20 protein-coding genes are annotated in these 25,504 nt (G+C 51.5%); 4 read left to right on the top strand and 16 right to left on the bottom strand.

Annotated features, from left to right (window positions below; translation table 11 throughout):
- Positions 1–109 precede the first annotated feature (109 nt).
- From tsaE to VRZ32_RS03540, 8 genes are all read right to left on the bottom strand, one after another.
- A complete protein-coding gene (gene tsaE, locus VRZ32_RS03505) occupies positions 110–1,690 on the bottom strand; it encodes a tRNA (adenosine(37)-N6)-threonylcarbamoyltransferase complex ATPase subunit type 1 TsaE (protein WP_414524227.1) in 1,581 nt (526 codons plus the stop codon).
- On the bottom strand, positions 1,687–4,215 hold the full coding sequence (locus VRZ32_RS03510) for a PAS-domain containing protein (RefSeq protein ID WP_414524229.1): 2,529 nt from the start codon (positions 4,213–4,215) through the stop codon (positions 1,687–1,689). The genes tsaE and VRZ32_RS03510 overlap by 4 nt, the downstream gene beginning before the upstream one ends.
- Positions 4,216–4,504: 289 nt before the next feature.
- The gene (ahcY, locus tag VRZ32_RS03515) at positions 4,505–5,902 is read right to left on the bottom strand and encodes an adenosylhomocysteinase (RefSeq protein ID WP_414524231.1); all 1,398 of its coding nucleotides are present in this window, start codon (positions 5,900–5,902) and stop codon (positions 4,505–4,507) included.
- A gap of 252 nt (positions 5,903–6,154) precedes the next feature.
- Positions 6,155–6,418, bottom strand: a complete 264-nt coding sequence (locus VRZ32_RS03520) for an HPr family phosphocarrier protein (RefSeq protein ID WP_414525027.1) — start codon at positions 6,416–6,418, stop codon at positions 6,155–6,157.
- 272 nt (positions 6,419–6,690) lie between these two features.
- Positions 6,691–7,092: a PTS sugar transporter subunit IIA gene (locus VRZ32_RS03525; protein ID WP_414524233.1), complete on the bottom strand. Its 402-nt coding sequence runs from the start codon at positions 7,090–7,092 to the stop codon at positions 6,691–6,693.
- A gap of 109 nt (positions 7,093–7,201) precedes the next feature.
- A complete protein-coding gene (locus VRZ32_RS03530; protein WP_414524235.1) occupies positions 7,202–7,660 on the bottom strand; it encodes an HPr kinase/phosphorylase in 459 nt (152 codons plus the stop codon).
- A 96-nt stretch (positions 7,661–7,756) separates the two neighbouring features.
- On the bottom strand, positions 7,757–9,586 hold the full coding sequence (locus VRZ32_RS03535; RefSeq protein WP_414524237.1) for a stimulus-sensing domain-containing protein: 1,830 nt from the start codon (positions 9,584–9,586) through the stop codon (positions 7,757–7,759).
- Between the two features lie 473 nt (positions 9,587–10,059).
- Positions 10,060–10,542 (bottom strand): MucR family transcriptional regulator, encoded by a 483-nt coding sequence (locus VRZ32_RS03540; RefSeq protein WP_414524239.1) that lies wholly within the window; start codon positions 10,540–10,542, stop codon positions 10,060–10,062.
- Positions 10,543–11,068: 526 nt separating this feature from the next.
- On the opposite strand from VRZ32_RS03540, the gene VRZ32_RS03545 reads away from it, so the two are divergent.
- From VRZ32_RS03545 to VRZ32_RS03555, 3 genes are all read left to right on the top strand, one after another.
- A complete protein-coding gene (locus VRZ32_RS03545; RefSeq protein ID WP_414524241.1) occupies positions 11,069–11,365 on the top strand; it encodes a GNAT family N-acetyltransferase in 297 nt (98 codons plus the stop codon).
- Positions 11,366–11,499: 134 nt separating this feature from the next.
- Positions 11,500–12,498 (top strand): hypothetical protein, encoded by a 999-nt coding sequence (locus VRZ32_RS03550; protein ID WP_414524243.1) that lies wholly within the window; start codon positions 11,500–11,502, stop codon positions 12,496–12,498.
- A gap of 200 nt (positions 12,499–12,698) precedes the next feature.
- Positions 12,699–13,700, top strand: a complete 1,002-nt coding sequence (locus VRZ32_RS03555; RefSeq protein WP_414524245.1) for a complex I NDUFA9 subunit family protein — start codon at positions 12,699–12,701, stop codon at positions 13,698–13,700.
- A gap of 83 nt (positions 13,701–13,783) precedes the next feature.
- Here the strand turns inward: VRZ32_RS03555 and VRZ32_RS03560 are convergent, their stop codons facing one another.
- Both VRZ32_RS03560 and VRZ32_RS03565 read right to left on the bottom strand, forming a co-directional pair.
- Positions 13,784–14,539 carry a sulfate transporter family protein gene (locus VRZ32_RS03560; RefSeq protein WP_414524247.1) on the bottom strand — a complete coding sequence of 252 codons (756 nt, stop codon included), beginning with the start codon at positions 14,537–14,539 and terminating at the stop codon, positions 13,784–13,786.
- A gap of 22 nt (positions 14,540–14,561) precedes the next feature.
- Positions 14,562–15,557: a 2-hydroxyacid dehydrogenase gene (locus VRZ32_RS03565; protein WP_414524249.1), complete on the bottom strand. Its 996-nt coding sequence runs from the start codon at positions 15,555–15,557 to the stop codon at positions 14,562–14,564.
- A 161-nt stretch (positions 15,558–15,718) separates the two neighbouring features.
- Here VRZ32_RS03565 and VRZ32_RS03570 point away from each other — a divergent pair, with 161 nt between their 5' ends.
- On the top strand, positions 15,719–16,270 hold the full coding sequence (locus VRZ32_RS03570; protein ID WP_414524251.1) for an SH3 domain-containing protein: 552 nt from the start codon (positions 15,719–15,721) through the stop codon (positions 16,268–16,270).
- Between the two features lie 201 nt (positions 16,271–16,471).
- Here VRZ32_RS03570 and VRZ32_RS03575 read toward each other — a convergent pair whose 3' ends face one another.
- The 6 genes from VRZ32_RS03575 to VRZ32_RS03600 all read right to left on the bottom strand — a co-directional run bounded on the left by VRZ32_RS03575 (position 16,472) and on the right by VRZ32_RS03600 (position 25,504).
- Positions 16,472–18,919 (bottom strand): glycosyltransferase, encoded by a 2,448-nt coding sequence (locus VRZ32_RS03575; protein ID WP_414524253.1) that lies wholly within the window; start codon positions 18,917–18,919, stop codon positions 16,472–16,474.
- A 183-nt stretch (positions 18,920–19,102) separates the two neighbouring features.
- Positions 19,103–20,254 (bottom strand): glycosyltransferase family 4 protein, encoded by a 1,152-nt coding sequence (locus tag VRZ32_RS03580; RefSeq protein ID WP_414524255.1) that lies wholly within the window; start codon positions 20,252–20,254, stop codon positions 19,103–19,105.
- A complete protein-coding gene (locus tag VRZ32_RS03585) occupies positions 20,223–20,879 on the bottom strand; it encodes a hypothetical protein (RefSeq protein ID WP_414524257.1) in 657 nt (218 codons plus the stop codon). Before VRZ32_RS03585 ends, VRZ32_RS03580 begins: the two co-directional genes overlap by 32 nt.
- A gap of 427 nt (positions 20,880–21,306) precedes the next feature.
- Positions 21,307–22,812: a glycerol-3-phosphate dehydrogenase gene (gene glpD / locus VRZ32_RS03590; RefSeq protein WP_414525028.1), complete on the bottom strand. Its 1,506-nt coding sequence runs from the start codon at positions 22,810–22,812 to the stop codon at positions 21,307–21,309.
- Between the two features lie 270 nt (positions 22,813–23,082).
- Complete coding sequence (locus VRZ32_RS03595) at positions 23,083–24,129, bottom strand: MBL fold metallo-hydrolase (protein ID WP_414524259.1); 1,047 nt, start codon at positions 24,127–24,129, stop codon at positions 23,083–23,085.
- A gap of 172 nt (positions 24,130–24,301) precedes the next feature.
- Positions 24,302–25,504 (bottom strand): acetyl-CoA C-acyltransferase, encoded by a 1,203-nt coding sequence (locus tag VRZ32_RS03600; protein ID WP_414524261.1) that lies wholly within the window; start codon positions 25,502–25,504, stop codon positions 24,302–24,304.

Genomic DNA, 25,504 nt, shown 5'->3' on the forward strand with positions numbered 1-25,504 from the left:
TGAGAGGTTATGGCAGGAAGGGAACAACGCAACCGCCATTCCCACGACTAAACGTTCTATAACGGCTTGCCTTCATTTTTTATGAAAGCCGAACACACGTTACTGCATACTAAAAATGACGCTCGACCTCAGCCATTGCCAGCTGCGGCAAGTGTACCTCGAACCAACCACGTAATTCGGACAAATCCGGATGCGCGAGATTGCGACGCAGATACTCACCAATGCGCGGCAGATGAGCAAGATAAGCCGGCTTTCCGTCCCGCTTGTCCAGACGCACAAACAACCCAAGCAACTTTGTGGCGCGCTGTGCACCCATGATTGCATAGGCGCGTGTCAGCTCTTTCACATCGAAAGCGGGATCGCGCGCATGCCTTTCCTGAGCGTAAAGCGCAAGCAGCTTTAGCTCAAGCTCTGGGGAGACCGTCACGCGCGCATCCTGCAACAGAGATGCAAGATCGTAAGCAGGATGGCTCATAACCGCATCCTGAAAATCAATTAGCCCAACGCGTGCCAGTCCATTGCGATCCTTCAACCAGATCAGATTGGGCGAATGAAAATCACGCAAAGCCCATGTTGGCTGTGGAGAGGCATGCTGGGATGATGTCAGTTGGGGAAAGGTTACATGGTTAAGCAACCCCGTCCAGATCTGACTAAATGCATCACGCCCTGCATTGGGCACGAACCGGCCAGCACGATGAGGCAAATACCATTCGAGCAAAAGCCCGACCTCAACCATCAGCGCTTCAGCATCATAAGGCGGGATTTCGTGCTCTATGCCCTCGGCAACCGGAAGCACATCCGGCACGTTGGAAGCATGCAGCTTCGCCAAAACACGCACCGCTTCAGCGTATCGCTCAGGGATGGGCCCCGATGCATCCACAAACCCGTCAGTGCCAAGATCTTCCACCAGCAGCAAGCCCGCTTCCAGATCGTGACCATAGATGACCGGCGCACTAAACCCAAGCGCCCTCAAGCCTCGATCAACCGCAACAAAGGCGTTAACGGAATCCGATAACCGGGCAACAACGTGATAGGGTTTCTCAGAGCGATATGTTGCCACTTTCGGACGTGGCGGCGAGAACATCAGGATGGCAGTTTCACCATCAGGACGTGTCAGGCGCTCATACAGTCGGCTCGAGGCATCGCCATAAATCGGCTTGCGCTGCGCATTGCCCCATCCGGCCCTATCCAGAACTGTGCGCACAGTCTTTAGCTCAGTCAAACGCGCTGCCCGCGTACCCGAGCCTGTTAGCACGGCAACACGCTCGCCATCGAACCCCGGCACAAGCCGCAAATGAATATCAAGCCGGTTCTCGCTGAGATAGTCGCCCGCTTTATCAGGCCACTCGACCAGCACCGCCGCGTTATCAATCGCCTCATCCCACCCCATATAGTCGAGTTCTTCAGGGTCAGAGATGCGGTATAAGTCAGCATGCACCACGGTGCCACGCTCAGCCTCATAGGTCTGCATAAGCGTGAATGTAGGGCTTGGGACTTCAAGCTCAGGATCTTGCGCAAACGCCCGCACAAAGGCGCGAGCAAAGGTGGTCTTACCTGCCCCGAGATCCCCTGAAAGAGTTATCAGATCACCCGCACGCGTCTCACCGGCAATAAGTTGCGCCAGATGCTCAGTCGCGGCCTGATCCGAGAGCCTCACAGCCCAACTGACAGATGCTGAATTTGCGCTCACGCGGCGACCTCCTTGCCGCTTTTATCTTTAATCTCATCAAGCACATGCATGATCGGGAATGCACAAACAATCCGCGTACCATTCCCCGGTGCAGACGTCACCTCAATCCGCCCTCCGTGTAGTTCCACGAAGGAGCTTGCCAGCGACAGACCTACATCAACCGATAGCCCGACATTCGTTGTCGCTTTTGCACGTGAGACGAGGCGCTCCAGCTGTTCTGGCGTGAGCCCGGAACCATCATCCATCACGGCAATGCGGATTTCCGCCGTATCACGTTCGGCGCTCACAATAATCGCGCCCCCTTCATGTGAGGTGCTGACTGCATTCGAGAGCAGGTTATAGAGCACCTGCCGCACCCGTTTTGCATCGCCCTGGAAGGTGCCGATATCCACTGGCACGTCAACCCTCAGCTTCACCGCTTTTTCGGCCAGTCTGACTTCGATCCCGCGGATCGCACCGGCAACAGCCTCTGCCACATCCACATCACCCATCACCATTTCGACGCCACCGTTATCGATGGTCGCAAGATCAAGGATATCGTTGATCAGCGCCAGCAAGCTTTCGGACGAGCGGGTAATGTGATCAGCATACTCGCGCTGCTTGGCGTTAAGCGGCCCAACCGTTTCCTCGGCCAGCAATTGCGCAAAACCAATGGCGCTGGTGAGCGGCGAGCGCAGTTCGTACGACACGTGATGCACGAAATCGTCACGGATACGCGAGGCTTTTTCAAGCGCATCATTGCGCTCTGTCAGCGCGCGTTCAACGCTGACGCTAGCGGTCATATCTGTACAGGTAAGCAGCGTTGAACCATCCGGCAGAGGCGCAGCAGAGCAATCAAGTGCCGCCCCATCAAGCCGCACCACTCGGAACGTGTGACGGGTGCGTGTATCATGCAGGCCAGCGACAGCGAGGCGAATATCGCTCCAGATGGAGGAATCTGCCGACAATGCGGCACAGTGTCTGGCCACCACATCGACGTGCGGACGAGAGGTAATGAGTTCATCATCCAGCTGCCACAGATCTGAAAACGCGGGATTGGACAGTTTCAGCCCGCCATCAGACCCAAACACCGCAACGCCTTCACGCAATGAATCAAGCGTCTCACCCTGCATGCGCATGAGTGCGTTGTAACGTGATTCAAGCCTGAATCGTTCAGTCACGTCATCAAACACATAGGTGACGCCGCCAGCGCCATTGCCATGAACATTAGGAGTTACAACAACATGCAATGTGCGCCCGTCAGGCAAATACCACCAGTGATCCTGCGGAGCAGTCGCACGATATGATGATAGCAGCTCGCCCTTCCACTTGCGGAAATCAGCCTGCTCCGGCAACTTTCGCTCACTGCGCAAGCGATCCAGCAATTCGCTATCACCCGGCGCGCTTGCCAGGAATGCGTCATCAATAGCCCAAAGCTTGCGATAGGCAGCATTATGGAACACAAGACGTTTATCAGCATCGAAAATCGCAACCGCAGTCGGCAGCCGATCGAGCGTACGCGCATGCGCATCCTTTAGGCGATCCAGATCGACCCGCGCCGTTTCCAGCGCGCTTACATCGCTCGCCATCCCCGCAGTGCCATTACCGCCAGGGCTTTCCACCACTTCAAATGATAATTTTGTTGCTGCAATCGTTACCGTTACGCGGCCCGTAAACATGCTACCATTGCTGATCGCAGCCCGAACAGCTTCGCGCGATTTTGTATCGAGAATTTCAATCTGACGGGCGATAACCTCTGCACCATCCATAGCGCCCACGGCCATAGCATACGCATGATTGACCCAAATGAGTGCACCATCATGATCACGCAGCCAGATCGGCTGAGCCATGGCATCAAGCATCGTGCGCAACGCAGACAGATCACCACGCGCACCAGCAAGTGCATCCCGCGTGCGTGAGAGTTCTTGGCGATCCACAGTCGTCTCTCGTAGACGAAACACCGCCTGCCCGCTAATTGCCCGTCCATCAGCTTCAAAATAGCGTCCATCAAGGCCGCGCAAACCAAGGCGGAAACGTTCACCACCATTTTTCAGGGCATTCAAGGCATGTTCAAGCGCCTGTGCATGCGAAGGCACCAGCCATGAACCAAACGCCAGTACGCGTCGGGCCTGCTGGCCGGGCACCACTATAGCGGCATCGCCTTCGATAATGGGTTCAGCATCACGGCTTGGCCAACTGACGATCACCTGCGGTTCACTGGCTATAAGTGTGGCGTATCGGTCATGACGCGCACGCAGCTCGCTCACTTCGCGCACTAACAACTTGGAATTCTGACGAGACCGCGATCGTTCACGCACAAGCGTTGTCGCTGCCATGGCAAAGGCCACAGCGATACCGGCAAAGCCTGCCAGCAAAATAACTGAATGTGCGCTTGAATAATCCCTGACATCATCAACCAAGGGGGCTATGGCCAGCGCATCAGCGCTGCCAGCGAGATGCTGCCCCAATGCCGTTGAAATGCCGCCTGCAGCGACAAGCGCACTGGCGCCAAGCATTGAAAGCGACAGGGCGCGCGTCGACGACATAGTCCCGCCTCGACGCTTAAATATGCGCGCCCTTACCCTCATGAAACCCCGCCCGAAAAAGTCCAAACTGATAATACCTAAGCCCGGCACAAACCGAACCTCGAATCATCAACACTTTAACGCGCAAGAGACATTATCAGAAAGTGGTTAACGCAAAGGAAACGGTCGATTCCCCCAGCCATTTGAGCGCGATAGCCACTTAACATCACCTGCTGATTCATTAAGTCGCAGCCGAGAGGCACTAAACCTCCCGACTGCGACTTAAATACAGCAGAAATTTTCGCTGATCTTAGTAGCGGTAATGGTCTGCCTTGAATGGCCCATCGGCAGAAACGCCAATATAAGCTGCCTGTTCACTCGAAAGTTTCGTCAGCGTCACGCCGATTTTAGCCAGGTGCAGCGCTGCAACCTTCTCATCGAGATGCTTAGGCAGCGTATAGACCTTCTTGTCATAATCCTGCTGCCTGGTGTGCAGTTCGATCTGCGCCAACGTCTGGTTTGTGAACGAAGCCGACATCACGAAGGATGGATGGCCGGTTGCATTGCCGAGATTTACCAGGCGACCTTCTGACAGCATGATGATGCGCTTGCCATCGGAGAACGTGATCTCGTCAACCTGCGGCTTGATATTGGTCCATTTGAAATTGCGCAGGCCTGCTATCTGGATTTCATTATCGAAATGCCCAATGTTGCAGACAATTGCACGATCCTTCATCGCACGCATGTGCTCAACTGTGATGATGTCCTTGTTGCCGGTTGCGGTAACGAAGATATCAGCGCGTGGCGCAGCCTGCTCCATGGTTACGACTTCATAGCCTTCCATCGCTGCTTGCAGCGCGCAGATCGGGTCGATTTCCGAGACCATCACCCGGCAGCCTGCGTTACGGAGCGAAGCAGCAGACCCCTTACCCACATCACCAAAGCCTGCAACCATGGCAACCTTACCGGCCATCATGACGTCAGTACCGCGACGAATGCCGTCAACCAGCGATTCACGGCAACCATAAAGGTTGTCGAACTTCGACTTGGTCACGGAGTCATTGACGTTAATGGCCGGGAAGAGCAGCTTGCCTTCCTTCTCCATGATGTAGAGACGATGTACGCCCGTGGTTGTCTCTTCTGAAACACCACGAATGTTGGCTGCAAGCTGAGCAAACCAGCCAGGCTTTTCAGTAAGCGTGCGCTTGATGAGCGCAAACAAAATCTGCTCTTCTTCAGATGAAGCTTCGTTCAGGAATGCCGTATCCCCCTGCTCTGCACGCAGGCCGAGGTGCACAAGCATTGTTGCGTCGCCGCCATCATCAAGAATGAGGTTTGGCGTACCTCCATCTGACCACTCAAGAATCTTACGCGTATATTCCCAATATTCCTCAAGGCTTTCACCCTTCACAGCAAAGACCGGCACGCCACTTGCTGCAATGGCAGCAGCCGCGTGATCCTGCGTGGAGTAAATGTTGCACGAAGCCCAGCGCACGTCAGCGCCAAGTGCCGTTAACGTCTCGATAAGCACTGCCGTCTGAATGGTCATGTGCAAAGAGCCAGCGATACGCGCACCCTTCAGTGGCTGGGAGGAGCCATACTCTTCACGTACCGCCATGAGACCTGGCATTTCGGTTTCAGCGATGGAGATTTCCTTGCGGCCCCAATCAGCCAGCGACATATCCTTGACGATAAAATCCTGCGACATGAACAGATTCCTATTTTTGAACTTTGCTTCGCGTGCCAGCACATGAAGCCTCTGAGCTTGCAGCTCTATAACAGCCTCATCGCCAATCGGCAACCGCGATATAAAGAAATCTTTATATAGAAATATTCAGCAACACGACATATTGTCTGTCAGGAGCTGGCTACTTTAGATCCAGCTTTTCTGCTGAAAAAATACGCCGCTATGAAGCGGCGCAAAAACAATATGAGCGTCAGCGATTTATTAAGCTGATGCTTACTCTTCTTCCCCAAAACGATCAGCAAGCAAAGCTTCAAGCGCTGCCAACACTTCCTCTGCCTGGGGGCCTGTGGCGGAAACAGAAATTGTCGTTCCCTTAGCGGCAGCCAACGTCAAAAGCCCCATAATTGAACGGCCACCAACGGTCTCACCGCTTCGGGTAACCGTTACCTCGGCCTCGAAACGATCAACAGTTTGAACGAACTTGGCAGAAGCACGAGCATGCAGGCCCTTACGGTTGATGATGGGCAGCTCACGCATTTGTGCATCTACATCCTGAGCAAGAGCATTTTCAATGGAATCAACCAAATTCAAGCACCTAAAACATTACGCTTAAAGCCATAGGTGCTTAAGCGTTACCGCGCATGCCCCCCGCTTACTGCAGATGATCAATCGAACTCTGAGGTTCCGCCAGGGTAGTTAAATTTGCCGATAGCTTAAAACAATCTCCCGACGAAAGAAATTGCATTCTCCGCCAGCCAGCTAATTTTCACTGAAACATGCTGCCATACGCCGGGCATTTAATATGAGCATTAACGCCCGGTGAGTACGTGGCTTGCAACGTTGATATATTTACGTCCCGCTTCCTGCGCTTCGAGCACAGCTTCATCCAGCGAATGGTCCTCCCGCACAGACGCAAGCTTGATCAGCAGTGGCAAATTGATGCCAGCTATCACTTCAACCTTGCTACCGTTCATACAGGAGATGGCGAGATTCGACGGCGTGCCACCAAACATGTCGGTTAGCACCACAACACCATTACCGGAATCCGCCCTACACACAGCCGCCAGGATATCCTGACGACAGCCGTCCATATCATCTTCGGGACCGATGGTTACGGTCTCAAGCTGTTTTTGCGGGCCTACGACGTGTTCCAACGCTGCTCTAAATTCAGTCGCCAGACACCCGTGCGTCACCAATACGAGACCGATCATGCAGAACCCTGTGTCACCGTCATAATCATGACAGGAGCATTCATTTTGTGCATTGCAGAGAAAAGTGCAAGGGTTCTAAGTTCATTTTGTCACCATTCAGCCATAAATATCACACTTCGGGGTTTTCCCGTTGAGCCATAAACCAAATTACGCGCTCCGCCGCATCTATAAATCCGTTAATAGCGATACGTTGCAGTGGAATATCTAGCAAAGTGGTCATTATGTCGCAGCTGCAAGGCAAACGCTCAGGCTTTTCACCACAATCCACGACCAATCCGACAACGGCAGCCTCAATTGAAAGAACGGACATGATTCCCATGCCACGAATTTCGAGCATGCCTTCAATTGCGGAAATGCGACTTGCCACTAAACGACCATTCACCCGTGTAAGACACACGCGGTCATCTGATATAAGGCGTGCAAAGCGCCCTTCTTTTTGGATGTTTTGCACTATCTGTCGAGCAAGCGTGGACTTTCCCGATCCCGACCGCCCCCGGATTAGCACTCCCATCTCACCAACAACGATGGCGGTTGCGTGGATTGTTTCTTGGACAACGGCCTGCGTCAAAGCTCAGCCCCATTTTAAACACCCCCAACGAAGCCGCCCTCATAAACCGGGCTGTGGGGTAAGTTGGATGCCAGATAGTACCTGGCAGTCCAGAGATTAATAAACAGAGTTCTTTTGAACCGCCGTATGCACAATTGCGGGCAAACGAACAACGAACCTTGCACCGGTTTTCATCTCTGCACTATCGTGCGACGACTGACGATTTCCAGCTTCAATCCGGCCTCTGTGTGCTTCTACAATCTGGCGGGAAATAGAAAGGCCAAGCCCAGAATTCTGACCGAACTTCTGCTCGGGACGATCCGTATAAAACCGTTCGAACACACGCTCAAGCGCATGATCCGGGATACCGGGGCCTTCATCTTCAACCGCAACAAGAACTGTATTGCCCTTGCGTGAGACCTCAATTCGGACCTCACCACCTTCTTGCGAAAACGATAAGGCGTTATCGACCAGATTATTGAACACCTGTGCCAGTCGTCCATCATGTCCGAGTACAAGATAATCACCTTTACGGTCAGCCGTATCAGCGATATCAACGATAATCGGATTATCATGCACGCCTCGCGCCATGTCTGCAACCGCCTCCACAAGTTGCACCACGTCGATTGGCTCTGCCTCAATCCGTGCAAGCTCAGCATCAAGACGCGAAGCATCAGAGATATCACTGATCAATCGATCAAGACGCTTCACATCCTGCTGGATAACGGCCATCAACCGCTCACGCGCATCATCATTGCGCGCAAGAGGAAGTGTTTCAACGGCACTACGCATAGAAGTGAGGGGGTTCTTCAACTCGTGCGCAACATCTGCCGCAAAGCTTTCGATAGCATCAATACGACGATAAAGAGCCTGCGTCATATCACGTAAAGCACCGGACAAATGGCCAATCTCATCAGAACGATCCGTAAAATCCGGGATTTCCTGGCGGGATTTTATACCCCTTCGCACTTGCTCAGCAGCTTCAGCCAAACGACGCACAGGGCCGGCAATCGTGCCAGCCAGCAGCACGGAAAGCACAGTCATTACGGCAGCAGCCACTGCAAAAACACGAAGCAACGCCCATCTTTCGCCAGAAATAATGGCATCAATATCGCCGCCCTGCGTGGAAAGCAGCAGCGCGCCGCGCACAGTTCGCAAGCGCTGTATCGGTACTGATACATATACAATTGTCTGCCCATCGACATTCACACGCACCGCACTGGCAGCAGTGCCACCAAGCGCCTGTTTTATTTCTGCCAGGTTGCGACCGTTACTTGTGCTGATCTCTTCGGTAAAGGCGGAGCCATAACCACCAATAAGATGAGACAGCCAATCCACGGCACGATCAAAAGAGCGGGGTTGATGATTGATTGGTGGCAAATCGTACCGTAAAATATCCCCGCGTGAGTAGAAATGACGCGAGTCAAGCAACAGCATACCTTCACGGTCATAAATGCGTGCCCGTGTGCGCGTTGGGGTTACGAGGCGTCGCAGCACAGGCGCCACCTGCTCAGGGTTGATCGAAAAATCAAGGGGAGATGCCTCATCACCTATCCCCGTACTTTCCCCCGCTTGCATCTGCAGTAATTTATCTGGATCAAGGCTAATTGTATCTGTCGCAACAGTAGCTGAAGCAGCGATTGCACTGGCGATGATCTCTCCTTGCGTTAGCAGGCTTTGCGTGCGCGCTTCAATCAACCCTGCACGGAACTGATTCAGATAAAGAAAGCCCAAAAGTAAAGCAACAAGACCAACAAGATTAAGCACTACAATGCGGCGCGTCAGACTCGAAGAAAGGCGCGAGAGTATATAATGGAGCGCCCTGCCCATTCGCTTCAGCATATTCATAAGGACAGGGGCTTTACGCTTTTCCACATGTTCAGCCGCAGCAATAGAGCCGCTCTGAGAAACGTCAACTCCAACGCCATTTGGATACTCAATCGTCATCGCCCATCTACCATCATCAAAACCACATGCCTTGTTGCGCAAACCCGCTAAACGCAATGCCAACATCGTATGAGGAGGACTATAGCATTTCCAGCTGTAGTGGGCACAGTTCATATTATTATTCTATCACTAAGACGTCCCCTCAGTTATATCAAGTCACATCGCAAGTACGTTACCCAGGGCGCGACAAGAACTCAGACATTACACTGTCGAACACCATTAAATATATAGGTCAATAAAACTGCTTTAATACTACAAGGGCTTACTTCATTAAAAATGAGCACTGCCAGAAACTTTAAGAACTCCTACCATCAAAAATCAGCCCATTAATAAAAAAATCCGCCTAAACACTTAAGGTTTAGACGGATGCAGCTTTAATTTACCTTCACTCTCATCGTAAAGTAGAGAGGTGACGGAAAATCATGAAAGACTATGCACCATAATTTAAGTGCACCAGCTCTCACTCATTAAAATTAATCGCCGGAAGCAGCCGATTTACGACGAGCACGCTTTGCAGGTACTGAAGCCGCTGCAGTATCGCGCTTGCGCTGCTGCCCGAGACCCATTTCCTTAGCAAGCTGTGAGCGTGCCAAAGCATAGTTAGGCGCAACCATCGGATAGTCAGGCGCCAAGCCCCACTTTTCACGGTATTGCTCAGGCGTCATATCGTACTGCGTGCGCAGGTGACGCTTCAGCGACTTGAATTTCTTACCATCCTCCAAGCATACAATGTAATCAGGAGTGATGGACTTCTTTACGGCCACTGCGGGCTTAGGCGGTTCAACAGATGAATCGCTTGCGCCAACAGAAACGCGCCGCAGTGCAGTATGAACCTCATTGATAAGCGCTGGTAGTTCTGCAGCCGCAACAGCATTGTTTGCGACATATGCAGAAACAATGTCAGCCGCTAGCTCGACATAGTTCACCTTGTCTGCTTGTTGAGTGTCGTCAGTCACGTTAGAGCCTCAATATAAGAGAATAAATTACCTTGCTTCCAAGGTTTCTAGTGCAATTCCATTAGTCACGCAACATCAAAATATACTCATTTGCGGCAAACTCAAGGCGAGCACCAACATTTCCAGGGCGCGTCGAATTTCGTTCACGGCTTGATATCATAACACCGCTTCACTCGGAGGCGCTTTTACTTACAAACACGACAAAAATGTCATGAATAAAAAGGGATTCAAGCTGAGGTTGCGCTGTCACAAGAAGCGGGAATGATGACATTGCTTTGAAGAGCACGAATGATCAGATAGGCTATTATGATCGATAACGTACATTCAGCATTCGCACGAACACCTGATTGTGATATTATTGATTACAAAAGAATTGTCTTAAATTCTGCCTCTCTGGCACCATGCGACGATAGAGATATTCATCGTCGATTCTTGACGCAAGACTTATCCGATAATTTGGTTTAAAATTAAAAAGTATTTCGGCAAAGCTCAAAACCAAGTGTAGGCTCAGAGAAAGGTTTTTCTTATGATGGAAGCAGTTATCAACAACACTGAAAAACAGCGATTTGAAGTAACTATCGATGGCGCAACAGCACTTATCGATTACCATTTTGAATCACATCCGAATGACGAGCATAAAATTTATGTCTTCGTGCACACTGAAGTTCCTCCCGCACTTGGTGGCAAAGGCGTTGGGACACACCTGGCAACCGGAGCACTGGATATCGTTAGGGCAGAGGGTGCTAAAATACGATCAGAATGTTCATTTATCTCTGCGTATTTAGCCCGAAATCCACAATATAAAGATATTCAACTTAATTAAAAATCAAACACTCAACAAATCACTTGATGACACCTATAGCACCTACACACCTCTAAGATAGCATTCACGTTGACAGCCAAGAAGTTTACGTATAGGCAACAGCTGAATTTCCCAAAAAATTACTGAGAATTTAGATGACCCTTACACTGACCCCATTAGATAAAAAAACGACTATATTTGAACCTTCCCCAAATAATCCCATTGAAGAAATCGGTATTGATGGATTCAATTTCAAAGATAACAAGGGAGTCAAATTTTTATATTGCACCACTAAAGGACTTGATCAGCGGCAAGTTCAATACGTAGAAACGCGCACAGATTCTCTAGTCTCTTTTTTCAAAGAACTTGCGCTTCCTTTTATTTCACTGTTGAAGGAAAAGTTTAATTTACCCGGACTTCTTAATATAGAACTCACCTATGAGCAGGAAACTGAGGTTGAACTTGACGCCCTCGCCCCAGAAGTCAAAGAATGTCTCATACAATGCGGACAGTTCACTGAAAATGACCTTGGCAAAGGAATGGCGTATACAATAAAAACAAGATTGAATTTTGGCTGTGGGAGTGAAATCGGCCATTTTACGCGCATGACTAACAATAACCATGAAAGCCATCTGAGCCATAATACAGTAAAGGTCTCACAACAAAATGATTATGGCCAAATTTTAACTGGAACATTTTCCAAAACAAGTCATGGCACTGAATTATATAAAAAGAATGATATCAACCAAATAAGCTATAAATCATCCTCTGAGCTCCTGAAAATGGATAATGAGCAGCCTATCACTCTTTTGCTGCCGTTACAGATTAATGATCAGAATACTGATATAATTTCTGATTCACCCCACCTAGAAGAAGGGCCTGCATTACTGGAATACAAGCCGCTTGCCGACAAGGGGATTTGGGGGCGAATGGCAGAGAGACTCCAGAATGGAGCATCACTTTTATATCGCGCCGGCAGCCGAGTGGCAGAGGTGATAAAATCAACCGTAATGGTTACTGCTTCTCTGGCGGCATTAGCCATACTAGCTCTCACTGCCCTGGTAACAGCGGCTGTAGTGTTCATAGCCAAACAAATCTATGGCTTAATGTGTGATGTAAAGGAATGGGTATTCAGTTTATTCAGGCACGGATAAAGCCTTAATAAACTCACATACCCCCTCTGAAAGCCTTCTTTAGCTCCTCACAAAAAATGTGGGGGCTAAAAAGGTGTGATGTTTTTCATGATGCGCATCGCCTCAGATTTGAATCCTTTCGATCTACCTGTACAGGCGGGCATGAATTCGCTATGCATCGCTAATCGAATAGACAGGTGTTGGAGAACGGGAGTTAACCCATGACAAGCGGTGCGTTTTTGCCCTCGGCAAAGCTCGTGACGGTTTTTGGCGGATCGGGCTTTCTCGGGCGTCATGTCGTCCGGGCATTGGCACGGCGCGGGTATCGCATTCGGGTTGCTGTGCGTCGTCCTGATCTTGCTGGCCATCTCCAGCCTCTTGGTGCTGTGGGGCAGATTATGGCTGTTCAAGCCAACGTCCGCTACCGCCGTTCGGTCATGCGTGCTGCTGAGGGCAGCGATATCGTTATCAATCTTGTCGGCATTCTCCAGCAGGTTGGGCGCCAAAGCTTCGGTGCTGTTCAACAGAATGGTGCACGCCTTATCGCCGAAGCTGCGGCTGCAGTACATGCACGCCTCATTCATATATCTGCCATTGGTGCGGATAAAACTTCATCTTCAATTTATGCGCGCACCAAGGCACTAGGCGAAGAGGCAACACTGGCCGCCGTACCGGATGCGATTATTTTCCGTCCTTCGATTATGTTTGGACAGGAAGATGCCTTCTTCAATCGCTTTGCCGCATTAACGCGGAGCTTGCCGATTCTGCCACTCGTAGGTGGTAACACCAAGTTCCAGCCGGTTTTTGTCGGCGATGTTGCTGAAGCAATCGCGCGGGCGGTTGATGGTGAGCTCGCTGGAGGACGTGTTTATGAACTCGGCGGACCAGAGGTATGCACCTTGCGTTCACTTGTCGATTATGTGCAGACAATTACAGGGCATAAGCGGCCAGTTCTCTCATTACCATTTGGCGTTGCCCGGTTGCAGGCTGCTGTGATCGAGGTAGTAGACAAACTGACCTTCGGGCTGATGCCTGATGCGTTGGTTATCACGCGCGATCAGGTGAAACTGCTGGCAATCGATAACATTGTGTCAGAAAATGCGATATCCGAAGGGCGCACACTAGAGGGCATAGGCATTGCCCCCACGTCGCATCAGGCCGTTTTACCAGGCTACATGTGGCGTTTCCGCAAATCGGGCCAATTCAACGAAGCGCGGGTATAAGCACTGCGCGTCGATCATGTTGGTGTATCAAGCTCTTAAACATATGGTCTGGAGCTTGATACACGGATAAATATGAAATTTGGTTATGCTTTTATGGTCTCAATTAGAGATGCGTTGGTGCTGGTTCGTATTGCATTGTGTATGCGCACCATCATCGCAGCCCCAAACAATGGTGTGATCAGGTTCAGCAAGGGGATTGTCACTAGAAATGCTGTGACGAGCCCGCCCATCAATGCCGTTCCATTATGTGCAGCGCGCAACATGCGTGCATCCTCAATGGACTGATAGCGGCCAGCCGCCAGCTCAAAGTACTCACGACCAAAAAGATAAGCGTTCGCACCCAGGAACGCGATCAGGTTAACACCCGGCACGAGCAGCAATAGTAGTGCCACAAAGTTGACACCTAGAGACAGAGCGCCAAAGCGCAAACCTGATACTATCGCCTGCCCTGTCGGCAACGCTGTTCCGGGCTGGCCAGCAGGATCGCAACGCTTCTCAACGACCTCCGCAACATCGTCCAGATAGAAGCCAGCTACTACCGCCGAGATGGGCGGGATCAGGAATATCAGCCCGAGAAAGACACCAAGACTAGCCAGCACCACAGCAGCAGTACCAATGAACGGATAACTCCCAAGCCATGTGGATTGTTGGGAAAGCCACTCGATTAAAGCGGCCAGGCCTGTGCCTACTGCCACAAGTAGCAACAGCGTCAACCCAAGCGAACGCCACAACACTCGGCGCAGCGGTGGCGACAGCACATCACCAATAGCGCCCAGCGCTGCCCGCGTCACAATCGTAACAGGTGCTATGCCTGACATGCGTTGAGGAGCATTCACCATTATTAAGTCCCGTCAATGTTGGTTATACCATGCTCGGTAACACGCGGTTTGGGGCACGGTGACCGTCAAGGAATGCTCTGATATTCACAATCACTTTCTCGCCAGTCTCAGTGCGCGCTTCAAGTGTGGCTGATCCCATATGGGGCAGGAGCACAACTGAATTACGCCGCGCAAGCTTCAGCAGGCGCGGATTAACCGCTGGCTCTTCCTTGAAAACATCCAGCCCTGCCCCACCAAGCTCCCCCGCTTCCAGCATCTGGATAAGCGCAGTTTCATCGATGATATCACCACGTGCGGTATTAACCAGAATGGCATCGCGCTTGAGCAACCGGAGTCGACGCGCCGACAGCAGATGAAACGTGGCAGGCGTGTGAGGGCAGTTGATAGAAACAATGTCCATCCGTGCCAACATCTGGTCAAGCGAATCCCAATAGGTTGCCTCCAGTTCAGCCTCAATCTCCGGCGCGACATGGCGACGATTATGGTAATGAATGGATAAGCCAAATGCCTTTGCCCTACGCGCCAAGGCTTGCCCAATACGCCCCATACCCACGATTCCAAGGCGTTTTCCTGTAATACGACGCCCCAACATCCATGTAGGCGCCCATCCCGCCCACGGCTCCCCGCCAGGAAGAATCTGTGCGCCTTCCGGCAGCCGCCGCGCTACTGCCAGAATCAGCGCCATAGTCATATCAGCCGTGTCTTCTGTCAGCACGCCGGGCGTATTCGTCACCGTGATTCCGCGTGCAAGAGCCGCCCCGACATCAATATTATCGACCCCATTGCCAAAATTGGCTATCAGTCGCAATTGAGGGCCAGCATGGGCAAGGAGCTCCGCATCGATACGATCGGTAATGGTAGGAACGAGAACATCCGCTGTTTTGACAGCCTCCACCAGTTGTTCTCTCGTTAACGGCTTATCGTCGATATTGAGGCGGGCATCGAACAATTCGCGCATACGCGTCTCGACGCTTTCCGGCAAGGTGCGGGTTACAACGACAAGGGGCTTCTTCTTCATGGGCGAAACTTCCGATCCCGGCGCACGATTTCACCCCACGTTAAGAACCAGAGGGGCACAACTGCAACTGATATCATGTAAAAGGGGTATGATACCATCCCCGCCAATTCCGCAAGCCCATACGCAAATCTTGTTCTGTAAGTCTGCCTGGAAAGTTACCCATGTTCAAAGCTGCCGCCATCACTCGCACCCTTTCATTCGCCGCTCTCATTGTTTTAATGTCCGCGCCCTTGCATGCGCAGCAACAGTCTGGTGCCGGGCAAACGATTGGCTCTAATAGCAAATTGCCAGTTCCCCGTTATGTCAGCCTCAAGTCCGATCGGGTAAACTTGCGCGCTGGACCAGCGAAAGATCATCGCACGCTGTGGGTGTATCAACGTGCTGGATTGCCTGTTGAGATCACGGCCGAGTTTGCAACCTGGCGGCGTATTCGTGATTCGGAAGGCGCGGAAGGTTGGGTTCTGCACAGCCTGCTATCGGGACGCCGCACGGCTCTCGTAGCCCCATGGGATCGTGATAAGAATAAGGATCCCAATCCACTTTATGAGCGCGCGTCTGATAGCTCCAAAATACAGGCTCACTTACAGCCAGCTGTTATCGTTAGCATTGATACCTGTGATGGAACGTGGTGCAAGGTATCGGTGCGTAATATCAAGGGTTACATTCAGCAAAATCGCTTGTGGGGCGTTTATCCCAACGAAACAATCGAGTAATATAGCAAACTTGACAGAAAGCTCGCCAAGACTGAACAAGCGGGCTTTCACTAAAATTCATCCAGAGCGGATATTATTCTCTCTTGCATCAGCCCCAAAAGCGGATACCACCTTTTGGAAAAATCTGATGGATCAACAAACGATTAGAGCAAAATACCGACTTAACTTGAATGTATTTTGCTCTATACCCTGGCCTGGCTTTCAAGCATGAGGCCGGTTCTGCTTATCCCTCGGCGCGCTCATGTGCAGAGGTTGGCTAGCACTCTCGTCATTCGCCATCAGAATTGCGTCGGAATGGTTATGCCCACATAACACCGCAAGCTTGGCATTCAGCCCCTCAATCCCGGCCTCCATTTTGTGCAATCGCGCATCTGTGTTCTGCTGCAGCTGCAGTAATGTATTTTCCAGCGCATTAAGCCTGTCATCGATCGGCCGAAGGCGTCCCTCAACCCGCGCCCAGATGCGCCGCCATATGGGTCGCACAGTCCATGAAACGGATTGTAATATCCTTTTTCGCAGCCCGGTCTTTGAAGGCAGCCCCGTATCCTCTTCACCTCTGTAGACGTTTGCTACGTTTGCCGCTGCAATTGAGCTTGATTTTAATGGGCCGGTGTAAGCAATGCCCGCATTGTCACGCATGATCGTGCGAATAGAGGCAGGAATATTTATGCCGTGTTTCTCAACACCTTTGAGAAACTGGTCCCAGAAGTGTGCATTGTGCGCCCATTGCACCTCGCGCAGCATAAGATTTGCATAACGCTCCGGGTGCTTGTGCATCAAGAGGGCATCGTTCACAAAAAATTCTGACCGGGCCGCCAAGGATTCCCGCTCAATCTGACGCGAGTGCGGTGGATGATACACCCATGCCTCACGCGAGAATGGCACCTCTCCAACTGCCTGGATGCGCCAACCAAGATCGGTATCCTCACGGAAATGCGGATTCTCAAACGCGATATCAAAACCATTCAGCGCCTGAAAAACATCTGAACGCACAAACAAGTTGGCCGTCATGAAGCCTATACCTTCAAAGCCTTCATTTGTAACGGGCCGCCATGCCGGATCACCAACACGATCGGAGGTGATAAGTCCCTCAAGTCCCGCAATATCAGCCGCCATAAAAGCTTCATGCGCTGCTGCGAGCCAGCCTTCATGCGGCTCGCAATCATCATCGGTAAAGGCAATAACTCTACCACGCGCCAAGGCTGCACCAGTGTTACGGGCTGTTACAGCACCCTTTCTGTCTGTGTGGATATATTGCAGATCAAAACCGAAATCAGTTGTACGCTCCGGCCATGGCTCAACACTTTGATCAACAATGATGACTTCAAAATCGCGCCATGTCTGACGACTGAGAAAGCTTACCAGTGTCGATAACAAATACGGGCGCTCATACGTTGGCACGACAATCGAGAAAAATGGAGGCGTATCGTGTCTTGCCTTTAGCGCCGCCCAACGCTGCAACAGCATGCCGAGATTTTCCGAAATGCGCTCCCACGAATAGAAACGATCGGCCTGCGCACGCGCGCCTGCACCAAGCTGCTTGCGCTCTGTTTCATTAGCCAAAACGCTACGGATTGTTTGCGCAAAACTTTCGGCATGCGCGATGATAAAAGCCCTCTCAGATGTTTCAATGCCCCGCGCACCAATGGCGGTTGAAACGATCGGCAGCCCTGCAGCCATGAAGTCGAGCATCTTGATGTTCGTGCCAGAACCACCAAACATTGGGTTTATGGCAAGGTCTGCGGCTTGCAGCCACAATACCTTTTCCTCTTCTGATATCTGCCCGGTTACGCGCACATTTTCACGCAGTCTTACCCCTTCAAGGCCCCCACCAACACCGCCTGCTATCACGAGCAGAACATGTGGCAATGCAGGCGCAAGCGCTTCAGCAATGAAGCGTGCTGCAGCAACGTTCGGGCCATAATTACTGCCGAGAAAAAATGCCACTGGCCGCCCCTCAGCGCCAAGCTGCTGGCGTGCCCTATGTTTCTCATCGGTAGTGGATGGGGTGATCGAACGTGTAAACGTACCATTCGGCACCACACGAATACGCGCAGGCGGTATCCCATAAAGAGATGCAAAAGACTCCCTATCTTCATGTGAGCAAGCAAGAATGAGATCGGCAGCACGACATACCGCGCTTTCCACCTCAACCACGCCTTTTGCCACCTCCGAGCCCTCACCGCCATCATCGAGCAATTCAGTGCGCAACACGCCTTCTACATTATGTGCGTCATACACAATAAGCTGTTCCGGCCGCAGCACCTCGCGCACAAGTGGATAGATCCACGGATGCGAGAAAATCACGACATCTGCCTTACTGACAGCCTTGCGTGCGGCCTTGATATAGTCAGGCGACAGTTCAGCCATGGTATGAAACGCTGTGTCGATAACACCTCTTCCACCCAGATCGCACGCGCGCTGGTCGGCGGCTGCAAAGTGTGCTTCTGAAAGTGGAACCAACTCTTCAAGTAAAGTGGGCGTCAGCTGTTGCTTGCGCTCCCCCGGGCCACGCCAGTCATAAGTACCAACATAATGCGCCTGATGGCCCTGCCCCAACCCATGATAAAGCCCAAGAAGACGCAACCTCCCCCCGCCTACCGGAGGGTCGATAGGCTGCATATCCAGAATGATCGTATGCAACGTCATCGGCGTTGTTTCCTCACTTGCTGGTTTTTAAAGACAAGAGCATCACGCCACGAGCGAGAGTCGCCCTGTGGATAAAAATGATGCATAAACAAAAAGATAGAGCCAAAATCCTATCAAATGGAAATGCATCTGAAAGCTGAATGCTCGCGACGTTACACCACCCGACATTGCGCTTTTAGTGGTTCAATCATGACAAACCCACTTGCTTAGTGCCGGCTCAAGAGGCACAGCATGGCGGATGTCCGGCATTTCAAATGGCAGATCGAGGGCGCTTGCCAGCGTAATAGCCACCTTCTCCCAGGTGACTTGCTCAGCTGCATGAAGTCCCTTTTGTCCCATCGATGCGGCAAGTACTGGATCATGCGCCAGTTGCTCAATTCTGGCTGCAATTGCTTGCGGGGTTGGCGCACATACAAAACCCGTGCGGTCATTTTCAACAACGCGCGCTGGTTCGCCGCTATCACTACAAGTGATAACCGGTTTGCCGCTATGAAAAGCCTCATAGGTAATGAGACCCAGATCTTCATTTCGTGGCACGAACAGCGCTGCCAGCGCATTACTATAATAGTCGAGCAGCTCTGCATCACTGATCCAGCCAGTGAAACGAATGCGCGGATCACCTGCTGCTAGCGCTTTAAAGCGCCCGGCATCCTCCCCCGCGCCCGCAATCACAAGCTCCACGGGTGCTTTAACGTATTTCATGGCCTCGATAGCCAGATCTACGCGCTTCCAGCGATGCAAACGACCGGGCATAAAGACGTGTCTGAAAGCCCCCTGCCGTAAACCTGTCAGATTTGTTGGGTGGCGAATAACCTCTGCATTCAGGCCATTATAACGGCGTAATCGCGCCGCAACTTCCTCGCCAATAGCAAACACCTTGCGGGCACGCGGCGCACTCAAAGCAGCCGTATCGAGCGCATGAATAAGCACCCGCTGCTCTGAAAGCTGTGCGGAGCCTGCGCCAAACTCAACCTCAAACATGTCATAAAACACCCGCATAGTGTGCTGCAAATAGCAGACATGATTGGGATGACGCACAAGATAGGACGGCGCTTTGGACGTGATCACGCCATCATATGCACTGACATCCAGATCATAGAATCGCAGATAGGATTCCTTGATCGTATCAAAATTTGCTTCATTGGATGGGATCTGAAGCAGCGTGACATCAAGCCCAATTGCCAGCAGCGCATCGCGCAAACCAGCGAAAAAGCGCTCTGCTCCCCCAGTTTCGCCTGATCCCGATCCCGCCGCGACAATTGCCACTTTGGGTTTCACAAGTCTTCCTGTTGAGATCGCAGCCTTACTTGCGCGCATTTGCAACGGCATCGACATTAAGCCGCTCCTGAAGTTCACTGATCTGCAAGGTCATTGCTTGAAGGTGTTGATTGATCAGCGCTTCACAGGTTTGGCGCTCAGCCTGCGCTTCAATCAGGTGGCGTTCCAGCTTTTGCAGCTTGCTCTCTGCAGTATCAACACGCGCGATGACCTGACGCATATAGCTGGCCAAGCGGGGAATATTACCGGCTATTCGCACAAGAACACCAAGCTTGCGCCCAAACACCGAACGACGCGCACGCTCGATAAAACGTTCTCGCCTCAAGCCTGAAACGCGCACACCACGCGCCCGCGCCTCATCTGTTGCCAGCAGGCAATCAAGCACGTCGATGCGGCTCAGCTGCCCAAGGCGCAAGTCTTGCAGATATTGCGCGGCATTATCGCCATCAGGTTCTTGCCCAAGAATAGCAAGATACGCTGAACGCAGAAAAACGACATCATAGTTTGCAAGCAATTCGGCTGCTGTATATCGCATCCGGTTGACATCAATCGGGGGTGGCAGCTCTTCCGCGTCGTTCAGCGCATAAGCCTCAGCATCCACCCGTGCTTTACGAGCCTCAACATCAGCCCGCACCTTTTGCATCAGGATATCAAGGTCGTTCAGCCGCACCATTTCACCCACGTCACCAAATCTCCAGAACAGTCACTGCACCAAAAACAGGTCGATATACAGATAATTAAAAATATAAATGAATAAAAACAATCACCTATAAACGACAAACATGCTTACATCGATTCTCATACTACAACAAAAACCATTAATTATTTAAATATGAAATACAATCAAATATAAATTGCAATTTGTGCTATGTATAATTGGATGCAACCGTGCATTATTTGCAACAGCAAATAACATCGTCTTGGATATCGTGTTTACCCACTTTAATTTGCAGGGAAGCCGCCAGACAGATTGAAGTATTTTTGATAAGCTAAACTTGAACAAATTGATGCCGACATACCATTCCCATTGCAATGCAAGATCAAAAGGATGGCGCGTAAAATCGGCTACCGACAAAGCATTACCTGCTTTGTTGCTGCACAGCAGACACTCAATGGATAGACAGGTCGCTTTCTACCTTTTCCAGGAAAGCTGCCAGTGCTGCAACTTGCTCTGGCTTAAACTGCAGACCCAGCTTGGACCGACGCCACAGAATATCCTCTGCAGTTACTGCCCACTCGGATTCTACCAGATGACGAACTTCATTTTCACCCAGATCAGCGCCGAAAATATTTCCAAGCGTGCCATCCGCAAGAATTGAAAGCGCAAGCGTGCCATAATTTCGCGCTAACCTTATAAGCGTGGCATCAGATACGCTCGGCGCACGCTTTTTCAACCTTGCAACAAGATCAGAAAAGCCATCCACCGGAAAATCACCACCTGGCAAACGACTATCGGCTGTCCAGGCAGGCGCGCGCAAGCCCAACACTTTCTCTACCTTGGCCATAACGGCCTCACTTAATTTGCGATAAGTTGTAAGCTTGCCTCCAAATACATGAATGGCCGTGCCCATCTCGGCGTTTCCTTCATGCGTGAGTACATAATCGCGCGTAGCTTCCTGCGCCAAAGAAGCGCCGTCATTGTAGAGCGGCCGCACGCCAGAATAAGCCCACACAACATCGCTTGATGTGATTTCCTTGCGGAAGTAGGCGCCTGCTGCATCGCAAAGATAAGCAACCTCCTCCGGCGTTATGCGCACCAATCCGGGATCACCCATGTAATCACGATCAGTGGTCCCTATCAGCGTGAAATCCTGCTCGTATGGGATCGCAAATACAACGCGGCCATCAGCATTTTGAAAAATGTAGCAGCGATCATGATCGAACAACTTCGGCACTACAATATGACTGCCTTGCACCAACCTCACACGTGGAGCAATGGCCTCACCATCGATCAGGTAACGTACTTCATCAACCCATGGGCCTGCTGCATTGACCACAAGACGCGCCGCCACATACGATACAATACCTGTACGTTCATCACGAAGCGCAACAAGAAACGCGCCCGCTTCACGCCGAACATCGATGACAGTGGTTCGCGTAAGAATGCGGGCACCGCGATTTTGTGCATCTCGCGCATTGAGAGCAACCAGGCGCGCATCCTGCACCCATGCATCTGAATATTCGAAAGCGCGTGTAAAACCAGGCTTCAAAGATCTGCCCGCGCTATCAGTGCGCAGATCAAACATGCGGGTTGCAGGTAGTAATTTACGCCCGCCAATATGATCATACAAAAAAAGCCCCAGCCGCAACATCCATGCTGGGCGAAGAGCTTTATGATAGGGCAGAATAAAACGCAGCGGCCAAATGATATGCGGCGCCATGCGCCATAATACTTCACGTTCCGCCAGCGCTTCACGCACAAGTCGGAATTCGTAATGCTCTAAATACCGTAAACCGCCATGAATGAGCTTGGTCGAAGCTGAGGATGCGCCACTTGCAAGGTCAGCTTTTTCAACAAGCATAACCTCAAAACCACGCCCCGCTGCATCACGTGCAATGCCACAACCATTGATACCGCCACCAATTACCAGAATGTCGCAATCCACACCCGACATCAACGTCCCATTCCCCCGACCGTTTGCGGCCAGATTATTCTTAATTTCAAGCTGCGGAATGCCGGACAGATATGACGACGACAAACTCGTCACTATATTTCAGGGAAAATACCATAGACGTCAATGCCCGCTGTATCTCTCACAAAAGCTATTGACGGGAGAATACTGGCAACCTGAAACACCAGACAGCTAACGCCATCCAGCATCACACAGAAAATGGATGCACGTTATTGCTGTCATCCATAGATAAAATGCAAAATCCCACCCTGTTTAAGCGCGTATTAAGCGTTGCACGCCATCTTTTTCTTCAATCCAATTTAACTCATCTCGATTAACCAAATAGTTTACATGCGCAAGCGCTTCACCAAAAGCCATTGCTATTTGATCGTGATCCAGAGGGCGCGTGAAGAGAATGGGCATCATATCTGCAACTGAATGCGGGTTTTGATCACACGCCCGCAGTATCAGCCCGCATCGGTCTTCATGATGCTGGATAAGTTGCTGCGCCCGCAAGGCAATGCCCTCGAAAGGCCGTTCATGCCCTGGCAAGATAAGGCTGGAATCTGGCACTTTGGTTACCAGCTCTTGAAGCGTGGTGATAAAGCCATCAAGTGCATTCTCATCTGGCTCAGAAGGTGACACACCAACATTCGGTGTAATGCGAGCCATAATTTGATCGGCAGCAAATAGTAGGCTGTCATCAGGCGCATGGAGCATCAGTTGGTTCTTGGCGTGGCCATTGCCGGATATCACAGCAAAATCACGCCCTCCAATCGACAGCCTGTCACCATCTTCAATACGCATATATTCAGTGGGAGGAGCATCTGAAACGATAGCAAAATACGCTTCAGGAGGCAGAATACTTTCGGCAAGATATGCTGGCAGACCATGGCTGAGATAATGCGCTATCTCGCTGGCAGTCGGAGTAGAGCGCAAGCTTCCAGGCGCTGTAAGGCCTGACGTAAGCGTGTAGCATGTTTCGTTTGTCAACAGCGGGGCATCAAAGGTGTGGCATAACCAGTGAGCAAGCCCGACATGATCAGGATGAAAATGACTGACAATAATGCGTGTCAGCCTCATTCCTTTTAAAGGACCGGCCTGCAGAGCCTGCCATATTTCACGCGTGATAGCATCGCTAATACCGGTGTCGAGCACAGCCCAACCACCCTGATCTTCGATCAGATAGATATTAATGTGATTAAGAGAAAAAGGCAGAGGCAGACGCGTCCAGAGCACACCGTCCGCCACGCTGATCACCTCGCCGGGCAAGGGGGGCGCGGGAAAGGGAAAGTGCAGGTCACCTCTATCCGTGGTCATCACATCGTCCCCTCCCGCACCTTAAGAGCAGCTCCATAAAGCACAACGCTATATCTTTTTATTCATGCATTAAACCCATTTAAAAATGGTACTCACTTGCTGATCAGATGCAGTAAAAAATGCATTATCGTATGGCGGTCCTTGTTAAAGAACCGCCATAACCTTCTGTTTCTCAGGCAACTTCGAACAGTCCAGCTGCACCCATACCGCCACCGACACACATTGTCACGACAACGTAACGTACACCTCGACGCTTGCCTTCGATCAACGCATGCCCAACGAGCCGCGCACCCGACATGCCATAAGGGTGGCCAATCGAAATCGCTCCGCCATTGACATTAAAACGTTCATTATCGATGCCCAGTCTTTCCCGACAATAAAGCGCCTGTACCGCAAAAGCTTCGTTAAGCTCCCATAGGCCAATGTCGTCTACTTTCAATCCGTGCTGAGCAAGCAATTTAGGAACAGCAAAGACAGGGCCGATGCCCATTTCATCGGGATCACAACCTGCGACAGCCATGCCGCGATAAATCCCCAACGGCTGCAATCCACGCCGCGCTGCCTCACCCGCTTCCATCAGAACACTGGCTGAGGCACCATCGGATAACTGGGATGCATTGCCCGCCGTAATGTAATGCCCGGCCTGTACCACCTGCCCACCAGTAAATACTGGCTTCAGACTCTGTAACCCTTCCAGAGTGGTATCGGCACGGTTACCTTCATCGCGCGGAGCAGTGATCTCGACATCACGCGTTTCGCCGGTCGCCTTGTCAAACACCTTCATTACGCTCGGCAGAGGAACAATTTCAGCATCGAAACGCCCCGCAGCTTGTGCGCTGGCCGTGCGCTGCTGGGATTGCAGAGCGTAGGCATCCTGCAAATCGCGTGGTATTTTATAACGATCAGACACGATCTCGGCTGTTTCAAGCATCGTCATATATAGATCAGGGCGATTAGCGACCAGCCATGGATCCTGAAAACGGTCCAGGTTCATTTTTGGTGTCTGCACGAGGGAGATGGATTCCAGCCCACCGCCAACAGTAACGGTCATGCCATCATGCACAATTTGCTTTGCCGCAGTGGCAATAGCCATCAGCCCGGAAGCACACTGGCGATCAATCGTCATACCAGCGACGCTTGTAGGAAGCCCAGCTCGCAAGGCTGATTGACGTGCGACATTCAGATAGGTTGAACCCTGCTGCATTGCCGCGCCAAGGATCACGTCATCAATTTCGGCCGGATCAACGCCAGCACGTGCGACTGCATGAGCAATGGCATGGCCGCCAAGCGTCTGCGCCTGTGTATCGTTGAATGCACCGCGATAAGCCTTGCCAATAGGCGTGCGCGCGGTGGAAACAATAACTGCCTCTCTCAT

Origin of the sequence: Pseudochelatococcus sp. G4_1912 (assembly GCF_047501465.1) — a bacterium.
GTDB lineage: Bacteria > Pseudomonadota > Alphaproteobacteria > Rhizobiales > Beijerinckiaceae > Pseudochelatococcus.

Bases quoted from the DNA above. Each gene is read 5' to 3' on its own strand.
- VRZ32_RS03510 (WP_414524229.1), bottom strand. From the start codon at position 4,215: ATGTCGTCGACGCGCGCCCTGTCGCTTTCAATGCTTGGCGCCAGTGCG.
- ahcY (WP_414524231.1), bottom strand. From the start codon at position 5,902: ATGTCGCAGGATTTTATCGTCAAGGATATGTCGCTGGCTGATTGGGGC.
- VRZ32_RS03520 (WP_414525027.1), bottom strand. From the start codon at position 6,418: ATGCGTGAGCTGCCCATCATCAACCGTAAGGGCCTGCATGCTCGTGCT.
- VRZ32_RS03525 (WP_414524233.1), bottom strand. From the start codon at position 7,092: ATGATCGGTCTCGTATTGGTGACGCACGGGTGTCTGGCGACTGAATTT.
- VRZ32_RS03535 (WP_414524237.1), bottom strand. From the start codon at position 9,586: ATGACGATTGAGTATCCAAATGGCGTTGGAGTTGACGTTTCTCAGAGC.
- VRZ32_RS03545 (WP_414524241.1), top strand. From the start codon at position 11,069: ATGATGGAAGCAGTTATCAACAACACTGAAAAACAGCGATTTGAAGTA.
- VRZ32_RS03550 (WP_414524243.1), top strand. From the start codon at position 11,500: ATGACCCTTACACTGACCCCATTAGATAAAAAAACGACTATATTTGAA.
- VRZ32_RS03555 (WP_414524245.1), top strand. From the start codon at position 12,699: ATGACAAGCGGTGCGTTTTTGCCCTCGGCAAAGCTCGTGACGGTTTTT.
- VRZ32_RS03560 (WP_414524247.1), bottom strand. From the start codon at position 14,539: ATGGTGAATGCTCCTCAACGCATGTCAGGCATAGCACCTGTTACGATT.
- VRZ32_RS03565 (WP_414524249.1), bottom strand. From the start codon at position 15,557: ATGAAGAAGAAGCCCCTTGTCGTTGTAACCCGCACCTTGCCGGAAAGC.
- VRZ32_RS03570 (WP_414524251.1), top strand. From the start codon at position 15,719: ATGTTCAAAGCTGCCGCCATCACTCGCACCCTTTCATTCGCCGCTCTC.
- VRZ32_RS03575 (WP_414524253.1), bottom strand. From the start codon at position 18,919: ATGACGTTGCATACGATCATTCTGGATATGCAGCCTATCGACCCTCCG.
- VRZ32_RS03580 (WP_414524255.1), bottom strand. From the start codon at position 20,254: ATGTCGATGCCGTTGCAAATGCGCGCAAGTAAGGCTGCGATCTCAACA.
- glpD (WP_414525028.1), bottom strand. From the start codon at position 22,812: ATGTCGGGTGTGGATTGCGACATTCTGGTAATTGGTGGCGGTATCAAT.
- VRZ32_RS03595 (WP_414524259.1), bottom strand. From the start codon at position 24,129: ATGACCACGGATAGAGGTGACCTGCACTTTCCCTTTCCCGCGCCCCCC.
- VRZ32_RS03600 (WP_414524261.1), bottom strand. From the start codon at position 25,504: ATGAGAGAGGCAGTTATTGTTTCCACCGCGCGCACGCCTATTGGCAAG.